The organism is Grimontia kaedaensis, from assembly GCF_023746615.1.
Classification (GTDB): domain Bacteria; phylum Pseudomonadota; class Gammaproteobacteria; order Enterobacterales; family Vibrionaceae; genus Enterovibrio; species Enterovibrio kaedaensis.
Map to the genome: position 1 here is coordinate 20,045 of NZ_CP082275.1, position 23,573 is coordinate 43,617.

Consider the following 23,573-nt stretch of genomic DNA (forward strand, 5'->3'; position numbering starts at 1 on the left):
GCTCACCCCTGAATATAAGGATGAGCCGTCCAAGGCTATGCAATTTCGTTCAATTATCCGGATTGTCGGGCTTCTTCTTGCCCTTTTCAGTATCACCATGCTGGCGCCAGCCGTGGTGGCATTCATTTACCGCGATGGTGAAGGTTTCCCTTTTGTTCTCACTTTCTTCCTTCTTCTCGCGGGCGGTGGTCTTCTTTGGTTTCCTAACCGACGTTTCAGACATGAATTGAAAGCTCGTGATGGCTTTTTGATTGTGGTGCTGTTCTGGACGGTAATAGGCAGCGCGGGGTCTATTCCGTTCATGCTGTCAGAACAGCCCAATATGTCGGTAACTGACGCCTTCTTTGAATCTTTTTCAGGCCTTACGACGACTGGGGCAACGGTGATGGTGGGGCTCGACAACCTGCCAAAAGCGGTATTGTTTTATCGCCAGCTTCTGCAATGGTTCGGGGGCATGGGTATCATTGTGCTCGCAGTCGCCATTCTGCCAGTGCTCGGTATCGGTGGTATGCAGCTTTATCGTGCTGAAATCCCGGGGCCGGTTAAAGACAGTAAGATGACACCGCGTATTGCAGAAACGGCGAAAGCGCTGTGGTACATCTATCTTGCGCTGACCGTTTCCTGCGCATCGGCTTACTGGCTGGCGGGAATGTCGGTATTCGATGCTATCAGCCACAGCTTTTCTACAGTCGCGATCGGCGGATTTTCAACCCATGATGCAAGTATCGGCTATTTCAACAGCCCGGCGATTAACTTCATCACGGTGTTCTTCCTCTTTATTTCAGCATGTAATTTCTCGCTACACTTTGCTGCTTTTGCCAGTGGCAAGCTGCATCCTGGCTTCTATTTCAAAGACCCGGAGTTCCGTGCCTTTATTGTGATCCAGCTTATCCTGCTGGCGATTGTGTTCGGCATGTTGATCAACCATGGCACTTACGAGTCTGAGTTCGAAGCTTTTAACCAAGCCATCTTCCAGACCGTATCGATTTCCACGACAGCGGGTTATACCACGACGAGTTTTTCTGAGTGGCCATTATTTCTGCCGGTGCTTTTACTGTTTTCCTCTTTTATAGGTGGTTGTGCAGGCTCAACGGGCGGCGGTATGAAAGTGATCCGAATCCTACTGTTGTCACTACAAGGTTCTCGTGAACTGAAACGTCTGGTGCATCCAAGGGCTGTGTACACCATCAAAGTGGGCAACAAAGCATTGCCTCAACAGGTGGTGGATGCAGTCTGGGGATTCTTCTCGGCCTATGCACTGGTATTTGTCATCTGTATGCTGGGGCTTATCGCGACAGGTATTGATGAGTTAACGGCGTTCTCTGCGGTTGCAGCAACCCTTAACAACCTTGGTCCTGGTCTCGGTCAAGTAGCGGTTCACTTTGGCGATATAAATAGTGGCGCGAAATGGGTGCTGATTGTCTCCATGCTTTTTGGACGTCTCGAAGTGTTCACCTTACTGGTTCTTTTCACGCCGACCTTCTGGCGTAGCTAACAGCTTTTATAGGAATAATGATGAAAAAGGCGCTTTTACTTCACTCAAGTCGTGAAGGGCAGACAGTAAAGATTCTTCGTTCTATTGAAAGCGAATTGGCAGGTAATTACGAATGTGAGCTGGTGGACCTCCACGACATGCCGAAGGTGAATTGGGCGGAATATGACAAGGTACTGATTGGTGCGTCAATTCGCTATGGTCACCTTAATAAGAAGCTATACCGTTTTATCGAAAACAACCTCTCTGCGCTCAATGAAACGAAAGCTGCTTTTTTCTGTGTGAATCTGACAGCACGCAAACCCGGTAAAGACACACCGGAAGGTAGTGTCTACATGAAGAAGTTCAGAAAGCTGTCGCCTTGGCAGCCAGAACTGCAAGATGTGTTCGCCGGTGCGCTCTATTATCCCCGCTATAAGCTTTTCGATCGTGTCATGATTCAGTTCATTATGAAGATGACAGGTGGCGAAACTGACCCAACCAAAGAAGTTGAGTACACCAATTGGGATAGAGTGAAGGACTTTTCAGAGCGATTTCGTTTACTTTAATACCGCTTTGGGCGAAAAGTGATCGAACGCACCGTTTTTCATAAAAAACCTCAAAAAAGGCCTTGCCAGAATTTCAGACCTCCCTATAATGCCGCCTCACCGACACGGAGAGCGGCTCCCACCGCGGAAACGCCCCCTCAAATCGGTACGGCGAAGGCCTCAAAAATTGAGTTGAAATAAACGCTTGACGCGCTGTTTCGAATCAGTAAAATGGCCGCCCGCTTCGAAGGGAAATTCACCCCAAGAGGCAAGTCAACAAGGTGTTTTGAGGGTTGCGAAAGCAACGCTGAAAAATATCAAAATTTCTTCTTGACTTCATCGCCCGGCAGCGTAAAATTCGCAGCCCTGACGGTGAGAAGCGACGCTTCTTCAAGTCAACGTTCTTTAACAATTTGACCTATGCAATCTGTGTGGGCACTCGTGGTTGATAGACAAAAGATTTATCGATGTTTACTGAGTGACCAAACGAAAACTCTACGGAGTTATCGGCACAGTCAATTCGTTCTGCTCTTTCTTTACTTTGTAGAGAGGGGTTAGAACACAACAGTATTTCATCGAGCCAAAAACTTTAATTGAAGAGTTTGATCATGGCTCAGATTGAACGCTGGCGGCAGGCCTAACACATGCAAGTCGAGCGGCAGCGACAACATTGACCCTTCGGGTAATTTGTTGGGCGGCGAGCGGCGGACGGGTGAGTAATGGCTGGGAACCTGCCTGGTAGAGGGGGATAACCACTGGAAACGGTGGCTAATACCGCATGATGTCTACGGACCAAAGAGGGGGACCTTCGGGCCTCTCGCTACCGGATGGGCCCAGTTGGGATTAGCTAGTTGGTGAGGTAAAGGCTCACCAAGGCGACGATCCCTAGCTGGTTTGAGAGGATGATCAGCCACACTGGAACTGAGACACGGTCCAGACTCCTACGGGAGGCAGCAGTGGGGAATATTGCACAATGGGCGCAAGCCTGATGCAGCCATGCCGCGTGTGTGAAGAAGGCCTTCGGGTTGTAAAGCACTTTCAGCCGTGAGGAAGGCATTGTACTTAATACGTGCAGTGTTTGACGTTAGCGGCAGAAGAAGCACCGGCTAACTCCGTGCCAGCAGCCGCGGTAATACGGAGGGTGCGAGCGTTAATCGGAATTACTGGGCGTAAAGCGCATGCAGGCGGTCTGTTAAGCAAGATGTGAAAGCCCCGGGCTTAACCTGGGAACCGCATTTTGAACTGGCAGGCTAGAGTCTTGTAGAGGGGGGTAGAATTTCAGGTGTAGCGGTGAAATGCGTAGAGATCTGAAGGAATACCGGTGGCGAAGGCGGCCCCCTGGACAAAGACTGACGCTCAGATGCGAAAGCGTGGGGAGCAAACAGGATTAGATACCCTGGTAGTCCACGCCGTAAACGATGTCTACTTGGAGGCTGTAGTCTAGAACTGTGGCTTTCGGAGCTAACGCGTTAAGTAGACCGCCTGGGGAGTACGGTCGCAAGATTAAAACTCAAATGAATTGACGGGGGCCCGCACAAGCGGTGGAGCATGTGGTTTAATTCGATGCAACGCGAAGAACCTTACCTACTCTTGACATCCAGAGAACTTTCCAGAGATGGATTGGTGCCTTCGGGAGCTCTGAGACAGGTGCTGCATGGCTGTCGTCAGCTCGTGTTGTGAAATGTTGGGTTAAGTCCCGCAACGAGCGCAACCCTTATCCTTGTTTGCCAGCGAGTAATGTCGGGAACTCCAGGGAGACTGCCGGTGATAAACCGGAGGAAGGTGGGGACGACGTCAAGTCATCATGGCCCTTACGAGTAGGGCTACACACGTGCTACAATGGCATATACAGAGGGCAGCGAGACAGCGATGTGAAGCGAATCCCAGAAAGTATGTCGTAGTCCGGATTGGAGTCTGCAACTCGACTCCATGAAGTCGGAATCGCTAGTAATCGTGGATCAGAATGCCACGGTGAATACGTTCCCGGGCCTTGTACACACCGCCCGTCACACCATGGGAGTGGGCTGCACCAGAAGTAGATAGCTTAACCTTCGGGAGGGCGTTTACCACGGTGTGGTTCATGACTGGGGTGAAGTCGTAACAAGGTAGCCCTAGGGGAACCTGGGGCTGGATCACCTCCTTAACGATACTATTAATGCTAGTGTCCACACAGATTGTATAGGTTGAAAAAGTAAAGAGTGGTTTGGTATCCCAATACCAAACAACCGTGTGTCCCATTCGTCTAGAGGCCTAGGACACCGCCCTTTCACGGCGGTAACAGGGGTTCGACTCCCCTATGGGACGCCACTGGGTCGTTAGCTCAGTTGGTAGAGCAGTTGACTTTTAATCAATTGGTCGCAGGTTCGAATCCTGCACGACCCACCATCTTCACCACAGAGGATGTAAAACGTATGTGGGCGATTAGCTCAGTTGGGAGAGCACCTCCCTTACAAGGAGGGGGTCACTGGTTCGAGCCCGGTATCGCCCACCATTCTTTCTCCTGAAAGAAGCAAAATATCAGGGGGGCTATAGCTCAGCTGGGAGAGCGCTTGATTTGCATTCAAGAGGTCTGCGGTTCGATCCCGCATAGCTCCACCACTCTTTAAGCACACTTCTCTTCGAACAGAGAATGGTGAGTGTTCTTAAAAAGTGGTTGTTCAATAGAACACATCACATGCTCTTTAAAAATCTGGAAAGCTGACTAAACAAACTGATTCAGTTTGTTTGTAAAAGTTCTCAAATGTTGACTCTACGGAGTTAACACCAAACACATTCAAGTGTTCTTGGTTTCATCGCTTCCTCGGAAGTGATGAACAATATTTGAGTCCGGCGAAATCGTTCATCACTTTATGTTTCCGCTTTTTAAGAAAAAGCAGAGGCAAAAAGGGTGAACATGTTCTTATTAGAACACCTTGGTTGTTTAAACATACGAAACCTCTTGGGGTTGTATGGTTAAGTGACTAAGCGTACACGGTGGATGCCTTGGCAGTCAGAGGCGATGAAGGACGTAGTAACTTGCGATAAGCCCAGATTAGGTAGTAACAACCGCTTGAGTCTGGGATTTCCGAATGGGGAAACCCACTGGCATCAGCCAGTATCCCACACTGAATACATAGGTGTGTGGAGGCGAACTCGGGGAACTGAAACATCTAAGTACCCGAAGGAAAAGAAATCAATTGAGATTCCGGCAGTAGCGGCGAGCGACCCCGGATTAGCCCTTAAGCGTTTTATGAGTTAGTGGAAGCCTCTGGAAAGTGGCGCGATACAGGGTGATAGCCCCGTACACGACGGCTTATTTAACGTGAAAACGAGTAGGACGGGACACGTGTTATCTTGTCTGAAGATGGGGGGACCATCCTCCAAGGCTAAATACTCCTGACTGACCGATAGTGAACCAGTACCGTGAGGGAAAGGCGAAAAGAACCCCTGTGAGGGGAGTGAAATAGAACCTGAAACCGTGTACGTACAAGCAGTGGGAGCCTACTTGTTAGGTGACTGCGTACCTTTTGTATAATGGGTCAGCGACTTACGTTATGTAGCAAGGTTAACCGCATAGGGGAGCCGTAGGGAAACCGAGTCTTAACTGGGCGAATGAGTTGCATGACGTAGACCCGAAACCGAGTGATCTAGCCATGGGCAGGTTGAAGATTGAGTAACATCAATTGGAGGACCGAACCGACTAATGTTGAAAAATTAGCGGATGACTTGTGGCTAGGGGTGAAAGGCCAATCAAACTCGGAGATAGCTGGTTCTCCCCGAAAGCTATTTAGGTAGCGCCTCGGACGAATACTACTGGGGGTAGAGCACTGTTAAGGCTAGGGGGTCATCCCGACTTACCAACCCTTTGCAAACTCCGAATACCAGTAAGTACTATCCGGGAGACACACGGCGGGTGCTAACGTCCGTCGTGGAGAGGGAAACAACCCAGACCGCCAGCTAAGGTCCCAAAGTTATCGCTAAGTGGGAAACGATGTGGGAAGGCTCAGACAGCCAGGATGTTGGCTTAGAAGCAGCCATCATTTAAAGAAAGCGTAATAGCTCACTGGTCGAGTCGGCCTGCGCGGAAGATGTAACGGGGCTAAGCGATACACCGAAGCTGCGGCAGATATTTATATCTGGGTAGGGGAGCGTTCTGTAAGCCGTTGAAGGTGGTCTGTAAGGGCTGCTGGAGGTATCAGAAGTGCGAATGCTGACATGAGTAACGACAAAGGGGGTGAAAAACCTCCTCGCCGGAAGACCAAGGGTTCCTGTCCAACGTTAATCGGGGCAGGGTAAGTCGGCCCCTAAGGCGAGGCCGAAAGGCGTAGTCGATGGGAAACGGGTTAATATTCCCGTACTGCTGATAACTGCGATGGGGGGACGGAGAAGGCTAGGTGGGCCTCGCGACGGTTGTCGAGGTTCAAGTGCGTAGGTGGGTGTCTTAGGTAAATCCGGGACGCTATACACTGAGACACGATGTCGAGCTACTACGGTAGTGAAGTCATTGATGCCATGCTTCCGGGAAAAGCCTCTAAGCTTCAGGTTATCAGGAACCGTACCCCAAACCGACACAGGTGGTCGGGTAGAGAATACCAAGGCGCTTGAGAGAACTCGGGTGAAGGAACTAGGCAAAATGGTACCGTAACTTCGGGAGAAGGTACGCTCTCGACGGTGAAGTCCCTTGCGGATGGAGCTATTGAGAGTCGCAGATACCAGGTGGCTGCAACTGTTTATTAAAAACATAGCACTGTGCAAAATCGAAAGATGACGTATACGGTGTGACGCCTGCCCGGTGCCGGAAGGTTAATTGATGGGGTTAGACTTCGGTCGAAGCTCTTGATCGAAGCCCCGGTAAACGGCGGCCGTAACTATAACGGTCCTAAGGTAGCGAAATTCCTTGTCGGGTAAGTTCCGACCTGCACGAATGGCGTAATGATGGCCACGCTGTCTCCACCCGAGACTCAGTGAAATTGAAATCGCAGTGAAGATGCTGTGTACCCGCGGCTAGACGGAAAGACCCCGTGAACCTTTACTACAGCTTGGCACTGAACATTGAGCCTACATGTGTAGGATAGGTGGGAGGCTTTGAAACACAGACGCCAGTTTGTGTGGAGCCGACCTTGAAATACCACCCTTGTATGTTTGATGTTCTAACTTAGGCCCCTTATCGGGGTTGAGGACAGTGCCTGGTGGGTAGTTTGACTGGGGCGGTCTCCTCCCAAAGCGTAACGGAGGAGCACGAAGGTGGGCTAATCACGGTCGGACATCGTGAGGTTAGTGCAATGGCATAAGCCCGCTTGACTGCGAGAATGACGGTTCGAGCAGGTGCGAAAGCAGGTCATAGTGATCCGGTGGTTCTGAATGGAAGGGCCATCGCTCAACGGATAAAAGGTACTCCGGGGATAACAGGCTGATACCGCCCAAGAGTTCATATCGACGGCGGTGTTTGGCACCTCGATGTCGGCTCATCACATCCTGGGGCTGAAGTCGGTCCCAAGGGTATGGCTGTTCGCCATTTAAAGTGGTACGCGAGCTGGGTTTAGAACGTCGTGAGACAGTTCGGTCCCTATCTGCCGTGGGCGTTGGATGATTGAGAGGGGCTGCTCCTAGTACGAGAGGACCGGAGTGGACGAACCTCTGGTGTTCGGGTTGTCACGCCAGTGGCATTGCCCGGTAGCTAAGTTCGGAATCGATAACCGCTGAAAGCATCTAAGCGGGAAGCGAGCCTCAAGATGAGTCATCCCTAGGGCTTTAAGTCCTCTAAAGGGTTGTTGGAGACGACGACGTAGATAGGTCAGGTGTGTAAGCGCTGCGAGGCGTTGAGCTAACTGATACTAATTGCCCGTGAGGCTTAACCATACAACACCCAAGGGGTTTTGACGGACTCGAATAAGAACGTTGAATGTGTAAGAACGAGAACAAAGACAGTCACTTTCCAAGATTTTGGTTTTTACCTTTTTTAAAAAGGTGAAGACTTAGCAGAATTTGCTTGGCGACCATAGCGTTATGGACCCACCTGACTCCATGCCGAACTCAGTAGTGAAACGTAACAGCGCCGATGGTAGTGTGGGGTCTCCCCATGTGAGAGTAGGACATCGCCAGGCTTCCAATTTAAGTGTGGAGCGGTAGTTCAGTTGGTTAGAATACCGGCCTGTCACGCCGGGGGTCGCGGGTTCGAGTCCCGTCCGCTCCGCCACTTCTTAGAGAAACCTCAGCAGAAATGCTGAGGTTTTTTGCTATCTGCGCTCCCTGAAAAGTGCTTCACACCTTGGGTGAGGGCACTGGCCGTACGCAACTAGGCATCCCTATTGAGTCCTACCTGCTTCGCCTCTTACTAAGAAACCTCAGGCTGTACGCCCCGGTCGAATGACAGAGGTTTTTCTATCAACATCATATGTGCAACCTCCTAATGAGTATCTGTATTAAAGGCTCCTGTTTAGAAGATGATGCCTACACGTGCAATGATCCCTGCGACCATCGCCAAATACATTAAAAACCCTAAGCCATTACCTACCCATATCGTTGGGTTCTTGTGGTAAAGCCCATAAATGGTCCAGAGCATGGCAATAATAGAATAGAGCACCCAGGTTGTCAGAGATAACCCTGCGGCGTGCTCACTGTGTGAGAAGTAGAGTTTATAGATTTGAGGTAACGTTGCTAAAGGACTGACCAAGCCCATCACGAGCATCAAAGGTTCCAGTGCCTTCCCAATCTTTTCAACTACGCTCATTGCTCACCTCACTTGTGTTAATTTTTAGTGAGGATAGTCAGGAGATATGCCTGTTGCTGCTCTTCGCCATACCGATGCTGAGACAGTATCGCAACTAGATCGTTTTCCCTTCTGCTACGTCCCATAGCGCTTTAATAAGCGGGTTATCTATTTGCGATCGTAGACAGCACACTCCCAGTTCGAATGGCTTGATGGGGGCTAGCTTGAGCTTTTCAATTTTATCCCTGACAGGACTGTTATTGATCACGACATCTGGAGCGATGCCTACGCCACACCCAAGCGCTACCATACTTACAATTGCTTCATGGCCGGAAACCTGCGCGTAGATATTGGGTTTGATCTTCATCTTCTTAAACCAGGTATTCGCGCGCTCTCTGGCTGTACCAGCTTCCGGTACGATAAAAGGAATAGAAGACCAATCCGGATCTTCGCTTTGCAGGGTATCGGCGAAACTGCTGACACCTGCGGGTGCGATAACAGATAGCGGAATATCGCTGATAGGCTCGAATGAAACCTTTGAGGGGAGCTGTTCAGGCAAAGCGGATATTGCAATGTCTGCATCATCAGAGAGCACTTTATCTATCGCCTGTGCCGGGTCTCCGGTAGATACCTTAAGCTCAATAAGTGGGTGTCTTAAGCGAAACTCTGATAACAGCTCAGGTAAATGGCTATAACTTGCGGTGACTGAACAGAACAGCCTTATCTCACCCATCAGTTCATTACCCGAGGCATTAAACTGACTCTGGTATTGTTGCCATTCAGACAGAATTCTCATCGCGACAGGTAATAGCTTTTTCCCCGCCAGTGTCAGCTCTACGCTTCGGTTATCCCTCAGAAAAAGCTGTTGTTCAGCTTCTTGCTCAAGCTTCTGTATTTGGCGGCTCAGCGCTGAGGGACTGATGTGCATTGCTGCGGCTGTTTTGGAGAAACTTTTACTGTCACATAGGTGTATGAACAGCTGAAGATGTTTGATGTTCATCGCTTAATTTCCATGTTGCAAAAAATGCAATTACATGTTGTGAATATATCACTTTAAGCAACTAATTACCTGATCTATGATGGGGGCAATTCGATGCAACAGATTGTCATGTTCGCATCGCCAAAGGACAAAATTTCTTTACGGAGTATTCGACATGTCTAACTATTTCAATACCTTGAACTTGCGTGAGCAATTAGCTCAGCTGGGTGTTTGCCGTTTTATGGATAAAGCGGAATTCGCAAATGAAGCGGATTACCTGAAAGGCAAGAAGGTTGTTATCGTGGGTTGTGGTGCACAGGGCCTGAACCAGGGTCTTAACATGCGCGACTCGGGTCTGGACGTGTCTTACGCTCTGCGTCAGGCAGCGATTGACGAGCAACGCCAATCTTACAAAAACGCGAAAGAAAACGGCTTCAACGTAGATAACTACGAAAACCTGATCCCTCAGGCTGATCTGGTCGTTAACCTGACTCCAGACAAACAACACACTGCAGTTGTTCACGCAGTGATGCCTCTGATGAAAGAAGGCGCTGCACTGGGCTACTCACACGGTTTCAACATCGTTGAAGAAGGCATGCAAGTGCGCAGTGACCTGACTGTTGTGATGGTCGCACCTAAGTGTCCTGGTACTGAAGTACGTGAAGAATATAAGCGTGGCTTCGGTGTTCCAACACTGATGGCGGTTCACCCAGAGAACGATCCAAAAGGCGAAGGTCACGAGATCGCGAAAGCATGGGCAGCTGCAACTGGCGGTCACCGTGCAGGCGTTTTGGAGTCTTCTTTTGTTGCGGAAGTAAAATCTGACCTGATGGGTGAGCAAACTATCCTGTGTGGCATGCTGCAGGCAGGCTCTATCGTTTGTTACGAGAAGATGATTGCTGACGGTATCGATGCGGGTTACGCGGGTAAACTGCTGCAGTTTGGTTGGGAAACCATCACTGAAGCACTGAAATTTGGCGGTATCACTCACATGATGGATCGCCTCTCTAACCCAGCAAAAGTAAAAGCATTCGAACTGTCTGAAGACCTGAAAGACCTGATGCGCCCGCTGTACAACAAGCACATGGATGACATCATCTCAGGTCACTTCTCATCAACCATGATGGCTGACTGGGCGAACGATGACGTGAACCTGCTGGGCTGGCGTGCAGAAACTGCTGAAACGGCATTTGAAAATTACCCAGAAACTGACGTGAAGATTTCTGAACAAGAGTACTTCGACAACGGCATCCTGATGGTTGCGATGGTTCGTGCGGGTGTTGAGCTGGCGTTCGAAGCAATGACTGCATCTGGCATCATCGAAGAGTCTGCATACTACGAGTCACTGCACGAGCTGCCACTGATCGCAAACACCATCGCACGTAAGCGTCTGTACGAAATGAACGTGGTTATCTCTGACACTGCAGAATATGGTAACTACCTGTTTGCTAACGTTGCAACGCCACTTCTGCGTGAGAAGTTCATGCCGCTGGTTGGTACTGACGTGATTGGTAAAGGGCTGGGTGAAACTGGCAACCACGTTGACAACCAAACGCTGATCGACGTGAACGAAGCACTGCGCAACCACCCAGTAGAGTGGATTGGTCAGGAGCTGCGTGGCTACATGACTGACATGAAGCGCATTGCAGTTGGTGACTAATCACCGCAATAGATAAATACGAAAAACCCGGCAACAGCCGGGTTTTTTTATGTCTTTCGTTTTGCGCTTAAGCGTCAGACTTCTCGTTAAGCTTCTGCTCAAACTCAGCCAGCTTTTGTTCCATTTCAGTCAGCTTTTGACGGGTGCGAAGCAAAACCTGCGTCTGAACATCAAACTCTTCGCGACTGACAACATCCAGTTTAGCCAGCTGTGATTGGATCACCTCACGAACCTTCTGCTCAACATCATTACCCAGATCTTTTACCGGTTTCGGCATAGACTCATGGATTTGCTTGGCAATTTGCTCCAACTTTTTTGGGTCGAACATGCGTTACTCCTTATTTTGATGCCGTTATTCTAAGCAACACCTGACCTTTTGTCGAAAGTGTCGTATCGCAAAAGGCTACTACTCATTACGCTGAAAAAAGAAAAGGGTCTCAATCGAGACCCTTTATCGTATTGGAAGAATATCAGTGCGCGGGTTTTTCCTGCGCTGAAACATCCAAATCTTCTTCAAACTCTGGCAGCGGTTCGTGCTTGCTCGCCAGATAGGTGTAGATCACCGGCAGTACAAACAGAGTGAACAGGGTACCAATCGCCAGGCCGGCAACGATAACGATACCGATACTGAAACGCTGCGCGGCACCTGCACCGGTTGCGTACATCAGCGGGATAAGACCTGCGATCATCGCTGCTGTGGTCATCAGGATTGGACGCAGACGCACTTTCGCGGCCTCCATCACGGCTTCCATCTTATTCATACCACGATGAAGCTGCTCTTCTTTTGCCACCTCACAGATAAGGATACCGTGCTTGGTGATAAGACCGATCAGCGTGATGAGACCTACCTGAGAGTAGATGTTCATTGATGCTGCGCCCCAAGCGAGGGCAATCAATGCGCCACAGATAGCCAGTGGTACAGAGACCAGAATCACCAGTGGATCACGCAGCGATTCGAACTGAATTGCCAGAACCAGGAAGATCACCGCCAGTGCCAGCATAAAGGTGCCCACAAGCGCGCTACCTTCCGTCACGAACTGACGGGCTTCGCCGAGGTAATCGTGTTGGTAACCACGAGGAAGTTTCTCAGCTGCGATGTTCTCAAACCAGTTGATGGCATCACCCATCGCAACGCCAGGCGCAGCAACGGCACCTATGGTTGCAGAGTTCAGCTGGTTGAAGTGAGGCAGGGCGCGAGGCTCGGCCACCACATCAATGGTGATCAGCGAGCCCAACGGCACAGCCTCGCCGTTCGCAGAACGTACGTAGTAACCTTTGATGGACTCTGGGTTCAGGCGGTACTTACGCTCAACCTGCGGGATAACCTCATAGGAACGGCCATCCAGATCGATACGGTTCACATAGCCGTCAGCCATCATGGTGCCCAAGGTAATACCGATATCCTGCATGGTCACGCCGTATGCGCCAGCTTTGTCTTTGTCGATGTTGATTTTCATCGTCGCTGAATCGAAGTTCAAATCCATGTCAGAGTAAACAAACATAGAGTTGCTCTTCACCTCAGACAGTACGTCTGACGCTACCTGGAACAGGCTCTCGAAGTTGCTTGGTGTGGTGATGACGAACTGGATAGGTAGACCGGAAGACGCACCTGGAAGTTCTGGCATCTGGAAGGCAGTCACCGCCATACCCGGGATGTCTTTCACTTCCTCCGTCATACGCTTCACGATGTCTGCCTGACTTGCTTCACGCTCACTCCAAGGCACCAAAGAGGCGATACCAAATGCCTGATTGGACTTAGGCACACCAGAGAATACCTGCGAGAAGGCCACTTCTGGCTGATCAGCCAGTTTCTGGTTAACTTCCGCCATGGTGTTCTGGATATAATCTAAGTTTGCTGTCGATGGCGCTGTACCCATCATCACCAGCACGCCTTTATCTTCCGCTGGTGCAAGTTCACTAGGAATGAACTTGAACAGCAGTGGTAAGCTGACAAACACGATAACGGCGAAGGTGATGATGACAGGACGCACCTTCATCACGCCGCCCAGCATGCGGGCATAGCCCTCGGTCATGCGATCAAGGAAGTGGTGCACTTTTGCTTCGAATTTGCTTGGCTGCGCATTGGCTTTCAGCATCTTCGAACACATCATCGGCGACAGGGTCAGCGCGATAATGCCGGAAACAAATACCGCACCAGCCAGCGTTAAGGCGAACTCTTTAAACAGTGAGCCTGTGATGCCCCCCATCAATGCGATAGGTGCGTACACCGCTGCCAGCGTCAGTGTCATTGAAATCACGGGGACGGCAATTTCGCGCGTACCGATGATGGCGGCGCGGAATGGGGACTCCCCGAGCTTGATGTGTCTATCGACGTTCTCCAGAACAACGATGGCATCATCCACCACCAGACCGATAGCCAGTACCATCGCCAGCAGCGTCATCAGGTTCAGTGAGAACCCGAACAGCTCCATCATCATCGCTACACCTATCAGCGATAGTGGGATGGTGATGATCGGGATGAGTACTGCACGGAATGAGCCCAGAAACAGGGTAATCACCACCAGTACGATAAGCGCTGCTTCGATGATGGTTTTCACCACCTCGTGAATCGATTCATTGATGGCAACGGTCGAGTCATAAAGCACGTTCATCTTGATGGTGCTTGGCATGTTACGCTCAAGCTCTGGGAGCTTCTCAAGCACATCTGCCGCGATGTTTATCGGGTTGGCGGTTGGTGCGGCGTTAATGGCTGCAACCACTGCTTCTGAACCGTTTGCTGTCGCACGGTAAACGTCATGGCTCTTCTCAAGCGACACTTTCGCGATGTCGCCAAGACGAATGACCTGACCTTTCTGGGTGGCGACAACCAGGCGCTTCAGCTCTTCAGTGTCAGAAACCTGAGTATTTGCCGAACCGTTGTATACCATGTAGGTACCGATGGACTGACCAGTCGCAGACTGGAAATTGTTGGCGTTCAGCACGCCCATCACATCAGTCGCTGTCAGGTTAAACGCGGCCATTTTTGCCGGATCCAGCCATACGCGCAGCGCGTACTTCAGACCACCGTACAAGTCGATACTTGCTACACCGTTTACGGTAAACAGCTGAGGCTTGGTTACACGCTCCAGATAGTCAGTGATCTGGCTGGAATCAAGCTCTTCCGACGTAAAGCCGATGTACATTACCGCTGTGGTAGAACCGGTCGACATCGACACTGACGGGTCTTCTGACTCGCCTGGCAACTGTGCACGTACTGAGTTCACCTTTGCCAGAATGTCAGCAAGCGCCGCATTTGGGTCGGTATTGAGCTTCATGTATGCCGTGATGGTTGAGCTACCCAGCACCGACTCCGAGGTCATGAAATCAATGTTGTCCGCCTGTGCGACGGCCTGCTCAAGTGGCGTAGTAATAAAGCCCTGAATAAGGTCAGCACTCGCACCATAATAACTGGTAGAGATAGTGACCACGGTATTGGTCATGTCCGGGTATTCCCGCACCTGCATCTTGAACATCGACTGCAGGCCAAGCAGTGCGATCAGAAAACTGATCGACACCGCCAGTACCGGACGCTTGATGAAAATATCAGTGAATTTCATAGCGGCCTCTTACAGTTGTGGCAGCTCTGCCGGTGGGTTGAGAGCATCACTTTCCACAACACGTACTTTCGCACCGTTGCTCAGACGCACCTGACCGGAAGTCACGACTTTGTCTCCTGGCTCCAGACCTTCCAGCACGTGTGCGATGTGATCTTTACGCTCGCCGACTTTCACAACCTGCTGATAGGCTCGAGTTGCGCCCTCTTCCTCTCGGAGTACATACACGTTCTCACCGTAGAGGGTGAAGTTGATGGCAGTCTGATCGACAACGATTTGGTCTTCAAATGTCGGTAGAATGATGTTTGCACGGGCAAACATGCCTGAGCGCAGTTGACCGTGGTTATTTGGAATGTCTGCTTGTACCTGAATCAAACCGCTCTGGAAGTTAACTGCTGGCTCAATCGCACTGATCTTGCCGGTAAATGGCGTATCTGGGTAGGCATCTACCGAGATATCAATTTGCTGGCCCAGTTTGATTTTCGCAATGTCGGTTTGTGGCACAGTAAAGCGAAGACGCATGATTGACGTGTCTTCCAGACGCACGATTTCTGTGCCTGGTTGTAAGTATTCACCCAGGAAGACGTTTCGCAGGCCGACGACACCATCAAAGGGTGCATCAATGGTACGGCGATCAATCGACGCATTTAGACTTTCAACATCAGCTTGCAGTGAACGGAAATTCGCTTCGGCTTCATCCAGGGCTTCTTTAGAAATTGAGCCTTTACGGAACAGACCTTGGTAGCGCTTGAACTTCGCTTCAGCAGCAGGCAAGCGAGCTTGGGTACTCTTGAGGTTCGCGACTTCTACTTTTGAGTCTAATGCCAGCAAGACATCACCTTGTTTGACGGCCTGACCGGATTCAAAGTTGATGTTTTCAATGACGCCGCTGACTTCTGTAGTCAGGGTAACGCCCTGATTTGGTTCGATAAAACCAATAGCTTCAATGGTAGGGATCCAATCGACTGAAACCATTTCTACCGCTGTGACCGGGAATTCCGGTTCAGGCATGTTTGCCATGTATTCGGCAATTTTCTGTTGCTTGAACATGTTAAAGCCAATCACGGTGCCGAATAGCAAAACCGCCACGACTAACATGACTACAAACCATTTCTTCATTGAGATTGCTCCGATTCTTTATGAAGGCAAATCGCGTCCCAGCAAGCATCGATGGCATCATCGATCGCCGAGGCGTCAAGCGTTATAACCCCTTTCACCTGTTTGCGAGCTAAACAGACTGCGGGTTCAAGACCTATCCCAGATAGCACGTCGGTGGTCAGGGGTTTGAAAGTTCCGTTAGCGATACCGGTTTGGAAGAGTTGGTGGATGGGTGAAAAAGCCTCCCGCTCTGCCATTTTCTGTTCGCCGTTGTTCTGATACGGCAAACTGTCAAATTGTTCCCGGTTAATCGCATTATCGTCACGGCTGATAGTTAACTGCCAGGCATTCAACCACAAGGTGACAAATTGTTGTTTCAAAGACATGTTGTCGCTATGACCTTCAAGCATCTTGGCAGCGCATTGCTGGACAACATGGTTTCGAAGTTGGCTTAACAGGTCGTCTTTGTCTGAGAAGTAACGGTAAATGGTGCCGGCTGCCACCCCGGCTTCTTTGGCCACCATTTGCATCGACAGACGGTCGAAGCCATGTTTCGCCAGTAATCGTTCCGTTGCTTCCAGGATCTGTGTTTTCTTGTCAGACATACACAGCGCTCCAATGAATGAACGTTCATTCATTGTATGGATTTTGTTACAGGCTGCCAACTCTTTCCTTTAAATCGACGAAAGATGAAGTGCGCCGCTATTCCGTCTATACCCAAACGACCTGAAGATGCAGGCTTCAGCGAGGTTGACTGGCGTTGTGATCGCGGCGCTCCTTTGCAGGTGTAGTCAACTCCATCAAAAAGGAGCAACAAAGAGCACGGCGTCAGTCAACCTCGCCCGAAGGGAGGCCCTCAATGCGCCCACTTCTTTGTTAAATTCCACGGAAATAGAACGACTATTCCTCATGAAATTTGCCTCGAATTGAACGCATTGATGACCTCTGAATGCGAGCATCTTCAGGTTGTTTGGGTATACAATGCACCTGCTAAATATCGCGTGATTGAACAGAGGGACCTCATGAAACTTAATCCAGCTCAGAATGACGCTGTCCACCATGTCTCCGGGCCCTGTCTGGTGTTAGCTGGTGCGGGTTCCGGTAAAACACGTGTGATCACCAATAAAATTGCTTATCTGGTCCAGCAGTGTGGCTACAAGGCCCGTCACATTGCGGCGGTGACTTTTACTAATAAAGCGGCGCGGGAAATGAAAGAGCGTGTCGGCCAGACGCTGAACCGCCAGGAAGCGCGGGGGCTGATGGTATCTACCTTCCACACCCTCGGCCTGAATATCATTCGCCGCGAGTATAAAAGTTTGGGCCTGAAAGCGGGTTTCTCGCTGTTTGATGACCAGGACCAAATGGCACTTTTAAAAGAGCTGACTGAAGATGAACTCGACGGCGACAAGGACTTGCTAAACCAGCTGCTGCATACCATCTCCAACTGGAAGAATGACATGCTGACGCCGCAGCAAGCGGAATCTGCGGCGATGGGTGAGCGCGACCAGTTATTTGCCCATTGCTATGCCATGTACCAGAAGCAGATGAAGGCTTACAACGCGCTGGATTTTGATGATTTGATTCTGATGCCAGTAATCCTGCTGAAAACCAATCAGGAAGTGCGTGAGCGCTGGCAAAGCAAAATCCGTTATCTGCTGGTGGATGAATATCAGGATACCAACACCAGCCAGTACCAGTTAGTGAAGCTGCTGGTGGGGGAACGAGCCCGCTTTACCGTGGTGGGTGATGATGACCAATCTATCTACAGTTGGCGTGGTGCACAGCCAAAGAACCTCTTGATGCTGAATCAGGACTTTCCGAGCCTGAAAGTCATCAAGTTGGAGCAAAACTACCGCTCAACCAGCCGTATCCTGCGTGCGGCGAATATTCTTATTGCCAACAACCCGCACGTGTTTGAGAAAACCCTGTTCTCCGCGTTGCCAGACGGCGAAATGCTTAAAGTACTTAAAGCCAATAACGAAGAGCATGAAGCAGAGCGTGTTGTCGGTGAGATCATCGCGCACAAATTTATGAACCGCACGGACTACAAAGATTACGCCATTCTGTACCGTGGCAATCACCAGTCGCGTTTGTTTGAAAAAGCGTTGATGCAGAACCGAATTCCTTACAAGATCTCAGGCGGCACTTCATTCTTTGCACGGGCAGAAATTAAAGACATCATGGCGTATCTTCGCCTGCTGACCAATCAGGATGACGATAACGCATTTCTGCGCATTGTGAATACGCCACGTCGTGAAATTGGCCCAGTGACACTCGAAAAGCTGGGAACTTACGCCAATATGCGCGGAAAGAGTTTGTTTGCAGCGAGTTTCGAATTAGGACTGCAGGAGCACCTAAACGGTCGTGGTCTGGAATCCCTGCAACGTTTTACTCGCTGGATTGTCGAGCTTTCCGATAAGTTTGAGCGTGGCGATGCCGTTGATGCAGTGCGCTCATTAGTGCGTGACTCGCACTACGAAGATTGGCTCTACGAAACCTCAGCCAGCCCTAAGGCAGCAGAGATGCGGATGAAGAACGTGTCCGATCTCTACAGCTGGATTGTGGCGGACTTGGAAGGAGACAACTACGACAACGAAGTGAAGACACTTCGCGAAGTGGTTCAGCGACTGACACTGCGTGACATGATGGAGCGTGGCGAGGACGATGACGATGCTGATCAGGTGCAGTTGATGACACTGCATGCCTCAAAAGGTCTCGAGTTCCCATATGTGTATCTGGTAGGGATGGAAGAAGGCTTTTTGCCGCACCAATCGAGCATTGACGAAGATAATGTTGAGGAAGAGCGCCGTCTTGCCTATGTTGGGATCACCCGAGCGCAACGTGAGATGACTTTTACGCTTTGTAAGGAGCGCCGTCAGTACGGCGAGTTGATAAAGCCTCTTCCGAGCCGTTTCCTTGAAGAGCTGCCATACGACGATGTGGAATGGGAAGAGAAGAAAAAGCCCCAGACGCAAGAAGAGCGAATGGCAAAAGGGCAGGCAGCGATTGCCAACCTTCGCGCTATGCTCAAGAAGGACTGACAAAGACAAGCCGGGAATCCCCGGCTTTTTTTAGGCTTCTCAAGCTTCTTCAGCCGATTCATTCTCGTGCAGCTTACGGATCACTTTGGCTGGCGTGCCACCAATCAGACAATCTTCCGGCATGTCTTTGGTGACCACCGAATTGGCTGCGATCACTGAGCGAGCACCAATGGTCACGCTCTGGCAAATCACTGTATTGCCGCCCACCCAGACATCATCACCCACCACGATCGGCTTGCAGAAGGTTTCCCATTTGCGTCGACTGCGGTAATCCATTGAGTGGCCGGCAGTGTAAAACTGGCAGTTAGGTCCAATGAGCACGTTGCTGCCAATGGTAATTGGCGCACCATCCAGCATCATCGCACCCATATTGATAAAGGTACTGGGACCGATATGGATGGTTTTACCAAACTCGCAGTGGAAAGGCGGCATCACCATTGAGTCATCCCCAATGCTTCCAAACAGCTCTGATGCAATATCAATGGATTGGTCAACCGGGAGAGCGTTGTAGCGTTGAAGGAGTTGGAAGGCTTTCGAGCGAATGGAATCAATCGTTTCATCGCACCCATTAAAGGCGAGGCCTTGGGTCATTTTTTCGAATTCGGTCATCTTAGGAACAGGAAAGAAGAAAACACGCGCGAATGATGGGGGATGTAGCGGGGGAATTCAGTGTCCTTGCTTCCAGACTGGTAAACAGGCATCAAAAAAGCGGCTTGAAAGCCGCTTTTTCACACAATCTTGGATACCTTACAGAGACAGCATGTGGTCGATAGCAGCCACGATCTCGTCATCCGAACAATCCATACAGGTTCCGCGTGCTGGCATGCCGTTGAAGCCCTCGATGGCGTGCTTGTTCAGCGTGTCACGGCCTTGTGCAAGGCGTGGTTCCCAAGCGGCAGGGTCGCTAACTTTTGGTGCGCCCGCGGCACCTGTCGCGTGACATGCCATACAGTAGGTGTTGTAAACGGAATCGCCGGTACGTGGGCCCGATGGTGCAGCAGCAGTATCAACAGGTGCTTCGCCATCCAAGTAAACGGAACCGACTGGTGCGATGCGTTCTGCAATGGCTTCTTCTGACATGTCAACAGCGTGCGCTGTACCCATCAGAAACAAAGCGGTGACAGCAGATACTGCTAGACGACGTAAAAAAATTCCCTTTGCGCTCACTGTTTCACTCCCAATATCTTTTTGGTTCCGAGTTATCGGACGTTTTTTATACGGTTAGATATTTTTATCACAATTGTAGAGGTGGATCGGCTAACCGGGTCGACCTTTCAGCAATTGTGACGATCTTAATTACGAAGTATGGACGAAATAAGGTTAACTCCGTGTAAAGATTAAGTGATTATAGCGCTTTAGATTGTTGCGTGAAACCGTTATGATATCGCCTGCCTGCACTGTTTTTAGCCCGATCGGATAAAAATAAACCGTTCGAAAAAAAAATTAAAAAAAGTGCTAGACGGCAGGAGGCGATATCCGTAATATGCGACTCCGCCGACAGGGGCAAGCGCCCGTAGCTCAGCTGGATAGAGCGTTGGCCTCCGGAGCCAAAGGTCGCAGGTTCGAATCCTGTCGGGTGCGCCAGTCCGGACTAGAAAATTTGGCGAAGTAAAACAGTGGTGGCTGTAGCTCAGTTGGTAGAGTCCCGGATTGTGATTCCGGTTGTCGCGGGTTCAAGTCCCGTCAGCCACCCCACTCGGTGAATAGCGCAGTTTGGTAGCGCATCTGGTTTGGGACCAGAGGGTCGGGGGTTCGAATCCCTCTTCACCGACCACTTTCAGAGAGCCCGCTCAAACAAGCGGGCTTTCGTCGTTTTAAGCAAGGGTAGAACTGTAAATAGTTCTATTTTTCGGGAATGCCGAACCCGAAAAGAAATTGACAAACAAAACAGTGGTGGCTGTAGCTCAGTTGGTAGAGTCCCGGATTGTGATTCCGGTTGTCGCGGGTTCAAGTCCCGTCAGCCACCCCACTCGGTGAATAGCGCAGTTTGGTAGCGCATCTGGTTTGGGACCAGAGGGTCGGGGGTTCGAATCCCTCTTCACCGACCACTTTTAGAGAGCCCGCTCAAACAAGCGGGCTTTTTCGTATCTGGTGTTTGGGTTGTACCAACCCATGGTCGGGTGCGGAAGGCCGCCCCGCTGGAAGGCCAGTCCCACCTAATCCCTCTTCACCGACCACTTTCAGAGAAGCCCGTTCAATCGCGCAGGCTTTTTCGTATTTGCTTTCTATTATGTTTTTGACTTCCTGGCTTGTTTGTTAGGGCGATCTGCTGGAGGTCAGTTAGCACTCTTGCCATCGCACCTTCCCCTGTGATCAGGACAATAAGCCGTCTTATTCTTGTCGACTAACGTTAAATACTGGCTCGGTGTCCTATTCTTTTTTTGGTTTTCTTCACACTCTTGATTTAAAAGTGAACGTTATTCACCATGGAAACGCGTGAAATGTTACATTTTCTTAGTTATCAGGTGCATAGCTAGCCATATTAAATACTTTGATTACTACCTCACATTTACCTGCTTTCCTTATCGGCAACTGCCAGTAAAACAAGGGTTATTACTCATACTGTTGTTTATCTGTTAATGCCTTTTTGATGAATATTTATTCGATAAATTGTGCTTATTATGGCTGATAGTTTCATTATGTTGATTTCTCGTGAAACATTTGCCAGATTGTAATGCGCTTATTTAGCCTGTTTTGTTGATGTTAAACAGGGATTGTTCTCCGGCAGGCACGGAATTGTGCAGTACCAAGGGTCTGGTCAATGGCATTATTGGAAGTTAAAAACCTCCGTATCGAGTACCCCTCTCGTCACGGCGTATTTGCAGCAGTGAAAGATCTCTCCTTTTCTATAGAGAGGGGAGAGATAGTTGGTGTGGTTGGTGAGTCTGGTGCAGGGAAATCGACGGTGGGTAACGCCGTTATCGATCTATTGAGCCCTCCGGGTCGAGTAGCCAGTGGGGATGTGTTCCTCGATGGTGAGAAAATCTCTGGTCTTGCACCTGACCAAATCCGTCGCTACCGAGGCGCGAGAATTGGATTTATCTTCCAGGATCCAATGACGTCTCTCAACCCACTGTTCACTGTTGAGCAACAGCTGGTTGAAGCTATCACGGTTAACCTGAACGTAGGTGAAGAAGAAGCCAAAAAGCGCGCATTGGCGCTAATGGAACAGGTGGGTATTCCTGAAGCACATAACCGTATCAAACAGTACCCGCATCAATTCTCCGGTGGCATGCGCCAGCGCGTGGTAATTGCTATTGCGCTAGCAGGTGAACCCGACCTTATTATTGCAGATGAGCCGACAACTGCGCTGGATGTGTCGATTCAGGATCAGATTCTTAACCTTATCCGCGCCCTCTGTGTCGAAAAGAATGTGGGCTGTATGCTGGTGACCCACGATATGGGGGTGGTTTCCAACGTCACAGACAAGATTGCGGTGATGTACCGCGGTGATTTGGTGGAGTTTGGCGAAACCTCCAAAGTGCTCAACAACCCAGAGCATCCCTATAGCCGCAGCCTAATTTCCGCTGTTCCGCGCTCTGACATCAAACTCGATCGCTTTCCGCTCGTGAGTTACATCGAAGAGGCGGTAGAGATGAAGCCACTGGATGTGAAAACACATTGGTTGGGACAAAGCCAGGACGAGCGCGAATATACGGGCTCTTTGCTAAGAGTCGAGAACGTGAATCTGCGTTTTGTTACCAAGGACTCTTTCTTCGAAAGTCGCCGTGAATACGTACAAGCGTCTAATAATGTTAGTTTTGAAGTTCATGAAGGCGAAACGTTTGGTCTCGTGGGCGAGTCTGGCTCAGGCAAATCAACCATTGCCCGTGTGATTGCAGGTCTTTATCCGCCGAACTCGGGGAAGGTATTGTTTGAAGGGATCGATCTGACGTCTTTGAAAAGTGAAGCGCAACGTCGCCCGATGCGCCGCCAAATGCAGATGGTATTCCAAAACCCTTATTCCTCGATGAATCCGCGCATGAAAGTGCAGGACATCATCGCCGAGCCTATCCGTTTCCACAAACTGGCTAATGAAAACCAGATCCGCCAAATCGTCGGCGATTTACTCGATCACGTTGGGCTAGGCCGTGGAAGCGGTATCAAATATCCCCATGAATTCTCAGGTGGCCAGCGCCAGCGTATTTCTATCGCACGTGCATTGGCAACCCGTCCACGCCTTCTCATTTGTGATGAACCAACCTCCGCATTGGATGTGTCGGTGCAGGCGCAAATCTTGAACCTTTTAAAAGATCTGCAGCAAGAGTTGAACCTGACCATGCTGTTTATCAGCCATGACCTGCCTGTTATCAGACAAATGTGTGACCGCATTGGTGTGATGCAAAAAGGCACCCTGCTCGAAGTGGCGCATACCGAAGCGCTGTTTAAATCACCCCAGCATGAATACAGCAAGCAGTTGATTTCTTTGATGCCTGAGTTCAAAGGCATGAGTGCAGTCGCAGGATAAAAACGAATCCCACCATTGGCGAGAGGATGATGTTGTGCTCGCTGGTGGTTTCAATTTGCAATACAC

Annotated in this window: 13 protein-coding genes, 10 tRNA genes and 3 rRNA genes; 18 read left to right on the plus strand and 8 right to left on the minus strand. The window is 50.1% G+C overall.

Features of this window, described 5'->3' with window-relative positions:
* Positions 1–37: 37 nt before the first annotated feature.
* The 10 genes from K6Q96_RS00085 (at position 38) to K6Q96_RS00130 (ending at position 8,194) form a co-directional block, all read left to right on the plus strand.
* Positions 38–1,495, plus strand: coding sequence for a TrkH family potassium uptake protein (locus tag K6Q96_RS00085; protein WP_251876943.1), 1,458 nt, complete (start codon positions 38–40; stop codon positions 1,493–1,495).
* Between the two features lie 20 nt (positions 1,496–1,515).
* Entirely contained in the window at positions 1,516–2,040 is a 525-nt protein-coding gene (gene hemG, locus K6Q96_RS00090) for a menaquinone-dependent protoporphyrinogen IX dehydrogenase (protein ID WP_251876944.1), read from the plus strand.
* Positions 2,041–2,609: 569 nt separating this feature from the next.
* Positions 2,610–4,162 (plus strand): 16S ribosomal RNA (locus tag K6Q96_RS00095).
* Positions 4,163–4,250: 88 nt separating this feature from the next.
* Positions 4,251–4,326: transfer RNA gene (locus K6Q96_RS00100), tRNA-Glu, on the plus strand.
* A gap of 2 nt (positions 4,327–4,328) precedes the next feature.
* A tRNA-Lys gene (locus tag K6Q96_RS00105) sits at positions 4,329–4,404 on the plus strand.
* A gap of 30 nt (positions 4,405–4,434) precedes the next feature.
* Positions 4,435–4,510, plus strand: a tRNA-Val gene (locus tag K6Q96_RS00110).
* 31 nt (positions 4,511–4,541) lie between these two features.
* Positions 4,542–4,617, plus strand: a tRNA-Ala gene (locus K6Q96_RS00115).
* Positions 4,618–4,969: 352 nt separating this feature from the next.
* A 23S ribosomal RNA gene (locus K6Q96_RS00120) occupies positions 4,970–7,857 on the plus strand.
* A 129-nt stretch (positions 7,858–7,986) separates the two neighbouring features.
* A 5S ribosomal RNA gene (rrf, locus tag K6Q96_RS00125) occupies positions 7,987–8,102 on the plus strand.
* The 16S, 23S and 5S rRNA genes sit together here with 5 tRNA genes alongside, the layout of an rRNA operon.
* A gap of 15 nt (positions 8,103–8,117) precedes the next feature.
* Positions 8,118–8,194 (plus strand) — tRNA-Asp (locus K6Q96_RS00130).
* 240 nt (positions 8,195–8,434) lie between these two features.
* On the opposite strand, the gene K6Q96_RS00135 is transcribed toward K6Q96_RS00130, so the two are convergent.
* On the minus strand, positions 8,435–8,728 hold the full coding sequence (locus K6Q96_RS00135; protein ID WP_251876945.1) for a SemiSWEET transporter: 294 nt from the start codon (positions 8,726–8,728) through the stop codon (positions 8,435–8,437).
* Between the two features lie 94 nt (positions 8,729–8,822).
* The gene (gene ilvY / locus K6Q96_RS00140; protein ID WP_251876946.1) at positions 8,823–9,707 is read right to left on the minus strand and encodes an HTH-type transcriptional activator IlvY; all 885 of its coding nucleotides are present in this window, start codon (positions 9,705–9,707) and stop codon (positions 8,823–8,825) included.
* A gap of 154 nt (positions 9,708–9,861) precedes the next feature.
* On the opposite strand from ilvY, the gene ilvC reads away from it, so the two are divergent.
* Positions 9,862–11,346, plus strand: coding sequence for a ketol-acid reductoisomerase (gene ilvC, locus K6Q96_RS00145; protein WP_251876947.1), 1,485 nt, complete (start codon positions 9,862–9,864; stop codon positions 11,344–11,346).
* Positions 11,347–11,413: 67 nt separating this feature from the next.
* On the opposite strand, the gene ubiK is transcribed toward ilvC, so the two are convergent.
* The 4 genes from ubiK to K6Q96_RS00165 form a co-directional block, all read right to left on the minus strand.
* The gene (ubiK, locus tag K6Q96_RS00150) at positions 11,414–11,674 is read right to left on the minus strand and encodes a ubiquinone biosynthesis accessory factor UbiK (protein ID WP_002535501.1); all 261 of its coding nucleotides are present in this window, start codon (positions 11,672–11,674) and stop codon (positions 11,414–11,416) included.
* A gap of 142 nt (positions 11,675–11,816) precedes the next feature.
* Entirely contained in the window at positions 11,817–14,903 is a 3,087-nt protein-coding gene (locus tag K6Q96_RS00155) for a multidrug efflux RND transporter permease subunit (protein WP_251876948.1), read from the minus strand.
* Between the two features lie 9 nt (positions 14,904–14,912).
* Positions 14,913–16,019, minus strand: a complete 1,107-nt coding sequence (locus K6Q96_RS00160) for an efflux RND transporter periplasmic adaptor subunit (protein ID WP_251876949.1) — start codon at positions 16,017–16,019, stop codon at positions 14,913–14,915.
* Positions 16,016–16,603, minus strand: coding sequence for a TetR/AcrR family transcriptional regulator (locus K6Q96_RS00165; protein WP_251876950.1), 588 nt, complete (start codon positions 16,601–16,603; stop codon positions 16,016–16,018). Before K6Q96_RS00165 ends, K6Q96_RS00160 begins: the two co-directional genes overlap by 4 nt.
* Before the next feature lie 417 nt (positions 16,604–17,020).
* Here K6Q96_RS00165 and rep point away from each other — a divergent pair, with 417 nt between their 5' ends.
* Entirely contained in the window at positions 17,021–19,039 is a 2,019-nt protein-coding gene (rep, locus tag K6Q96_RS00170; protein WP_251876951.1) for a DNA helicase Rep, read from the plus strand.
* Between the two features lie 39 nt (positions 19,040–19,078).
* Here rep and K6Q96_RS00175 read toward each other — a convergent pair whose 3' ends face one another.
* Both K6Q96_RS00175 and K6Q96_RS00180 read right to left on the minus strand, forming a co-directional pair.
* Complete coding sequence (locus K6Q96_RS00175; RefSeq protein WP_251876952.1) at positions 19,079–19,648, minus strand: sugar O-acetyltransferase; 570 nt, start codon at positions 19,646–19,648, stop codon at positions 19,079–19,081.
* Between the two features lie 138 nt (positions 19,649–19,786).
* A complete protein-coding gene (locus tag K6Q96_RS00180; protein ID WP_251876953.1) occupies positions 19,787–20,206 on the minus strand; it encodes a c-type cytochrome in 420 nt (139 codons plus the stop codon).
* A gap of 340 nt (positions 20,207–20,546) precedes the next feature.
* On the opposite strand from K6Q96_RS00180, the gene K6Q96_RS00185 reads away from it, so the two are divergent.
* The 6 genes from K6Q96_RS00185 (at position 20,547) to K6Q96_RS00210 (ending at position 23,507) form a co-directional block, all read left to right on the plus strand.
* Positions 20,547–20,623: transfer RNA gene (locus tag K6Q96_RS00185), tRNA-Arg, on the plus strand.
* 35 nt (positions 20,624–20,658) lie between these two features.
* Positions 20,659–20,734, plus strand: a tRNA-His gene (locus tag K6Q96_RS00190).
* A 2-nt stretch (positions 20,735–20,736) separates the two neighbouring features.
* Positions 20,737–20,813, plus strand: a tRNA-Pro gene (locus K6Q96_RS00195).
* Between the two features lie 119 nt (positions 20,814–20,932).
* Positions 20,933–21,008 (plus strand) — tRNA-His (locus K6Q96_RS00200).
* A gap of 2 nt (positions 21,009–21,010) precedes the next feature.
* A tRNA-Pro gene (locus K6Q96_RS00205) sits at positions 21,011–21,087 on the plus strand.
* A 713-nt stretch (positions 21,088–21,800) separates the two neighbouring features.
* Positions 21,801–23,507, plus strand: a complete 1,707-nt coding sequence (locus K6Q96_RS00210) for a dipeptide ABC transporter ATP-binding protein (RefSeq protein WP_251876954.1) — start codon at positions 21,801–21,803, stop codon at positions 23,505–23,507.
* Positions 23,508–23,573: the final 66 nt, after the last annotated feature.

Coding starts and splice junctions, on each gene's coding strand:
- K6Q96_RS00085 (WP_251876943.1), top strand. CDS start 38: ATGCAATTTCGTTCAATTATCCGGATTGTCGGGCTTCTTCTTGCCCTT.
- hemG (WP_251876944.1), top strand. CDS start 1,516: ATGAAAAAGGCGCTTTTACTTCACTCAAGTCGTGAAGGGCAGACAGTA.
- K6Q96_RS00135 (WP_251876945.1), bottom strand. CDS start 8,728: ATGAGCGTAGTTGAAAAGATTGGGAAGGCACTGGAACCTTTGATGCTC.
- ilvY (WP_251876946.1), bottom strand. CDS start 9,707: ATGAACATCAAACATCTTCAGCTGTTCATACACCTATGTGACAGTAAA.
- ilvC (WP_251876947.1), top strand. CDS start 9,862: ATGTCTAACTATTTCAATACCTTGAACTTGCGTGAGCAATTAGCTCAG.
- ubiK (WP_002535501.1), bottom strand. CDS start 11,674: ATGTTCGACCCAAAAAAGTTGGAGCAAATTGCCAAGCAAATCCATGAG.
- K6Q96_RS00155 (WP_251876948.1), bottom strand. CDS start 14,903: ATGAAATTCACTGATATTTTCATCAAGCGTCCGGTACTGGCGGTGTCG.
- K6Q96_RS00160 (WP_251876949.1), bottom strand. CDS start 16,019: ATGAAGAAATGGTTTGTAGTCATGTTAGTCGTGGCGGTTTTGCTATTC.
- K6Q96_RS00165 (WP_251876950.1), bottom strand. CDS start 16,603: ATGTCTGACAAGAAAACACAGATCCTGGAAGCAACGGAACGATTACTG.
- rep (WP_251876951.1), top strand. CDS start 17,021: ATGAAACTTAATCCAGCTCAGAATGACGCTGTCCACCATGTCTCCGGG.
- K6Q96_RS00175 (WP_251876952.1), bottom strand. CDS start 19,648: ATGACCGAATTCGAAAAAATGACCCAAGGCCTCGCCTTTAATGGGTGC.
- K6Q96_RS00210 (WP_251876954.1), top strand. CDS start 21,801: ATGGCATTATTGGAAGTTAAAAACCTCCGTATCGAGTACCCCTCTCGT.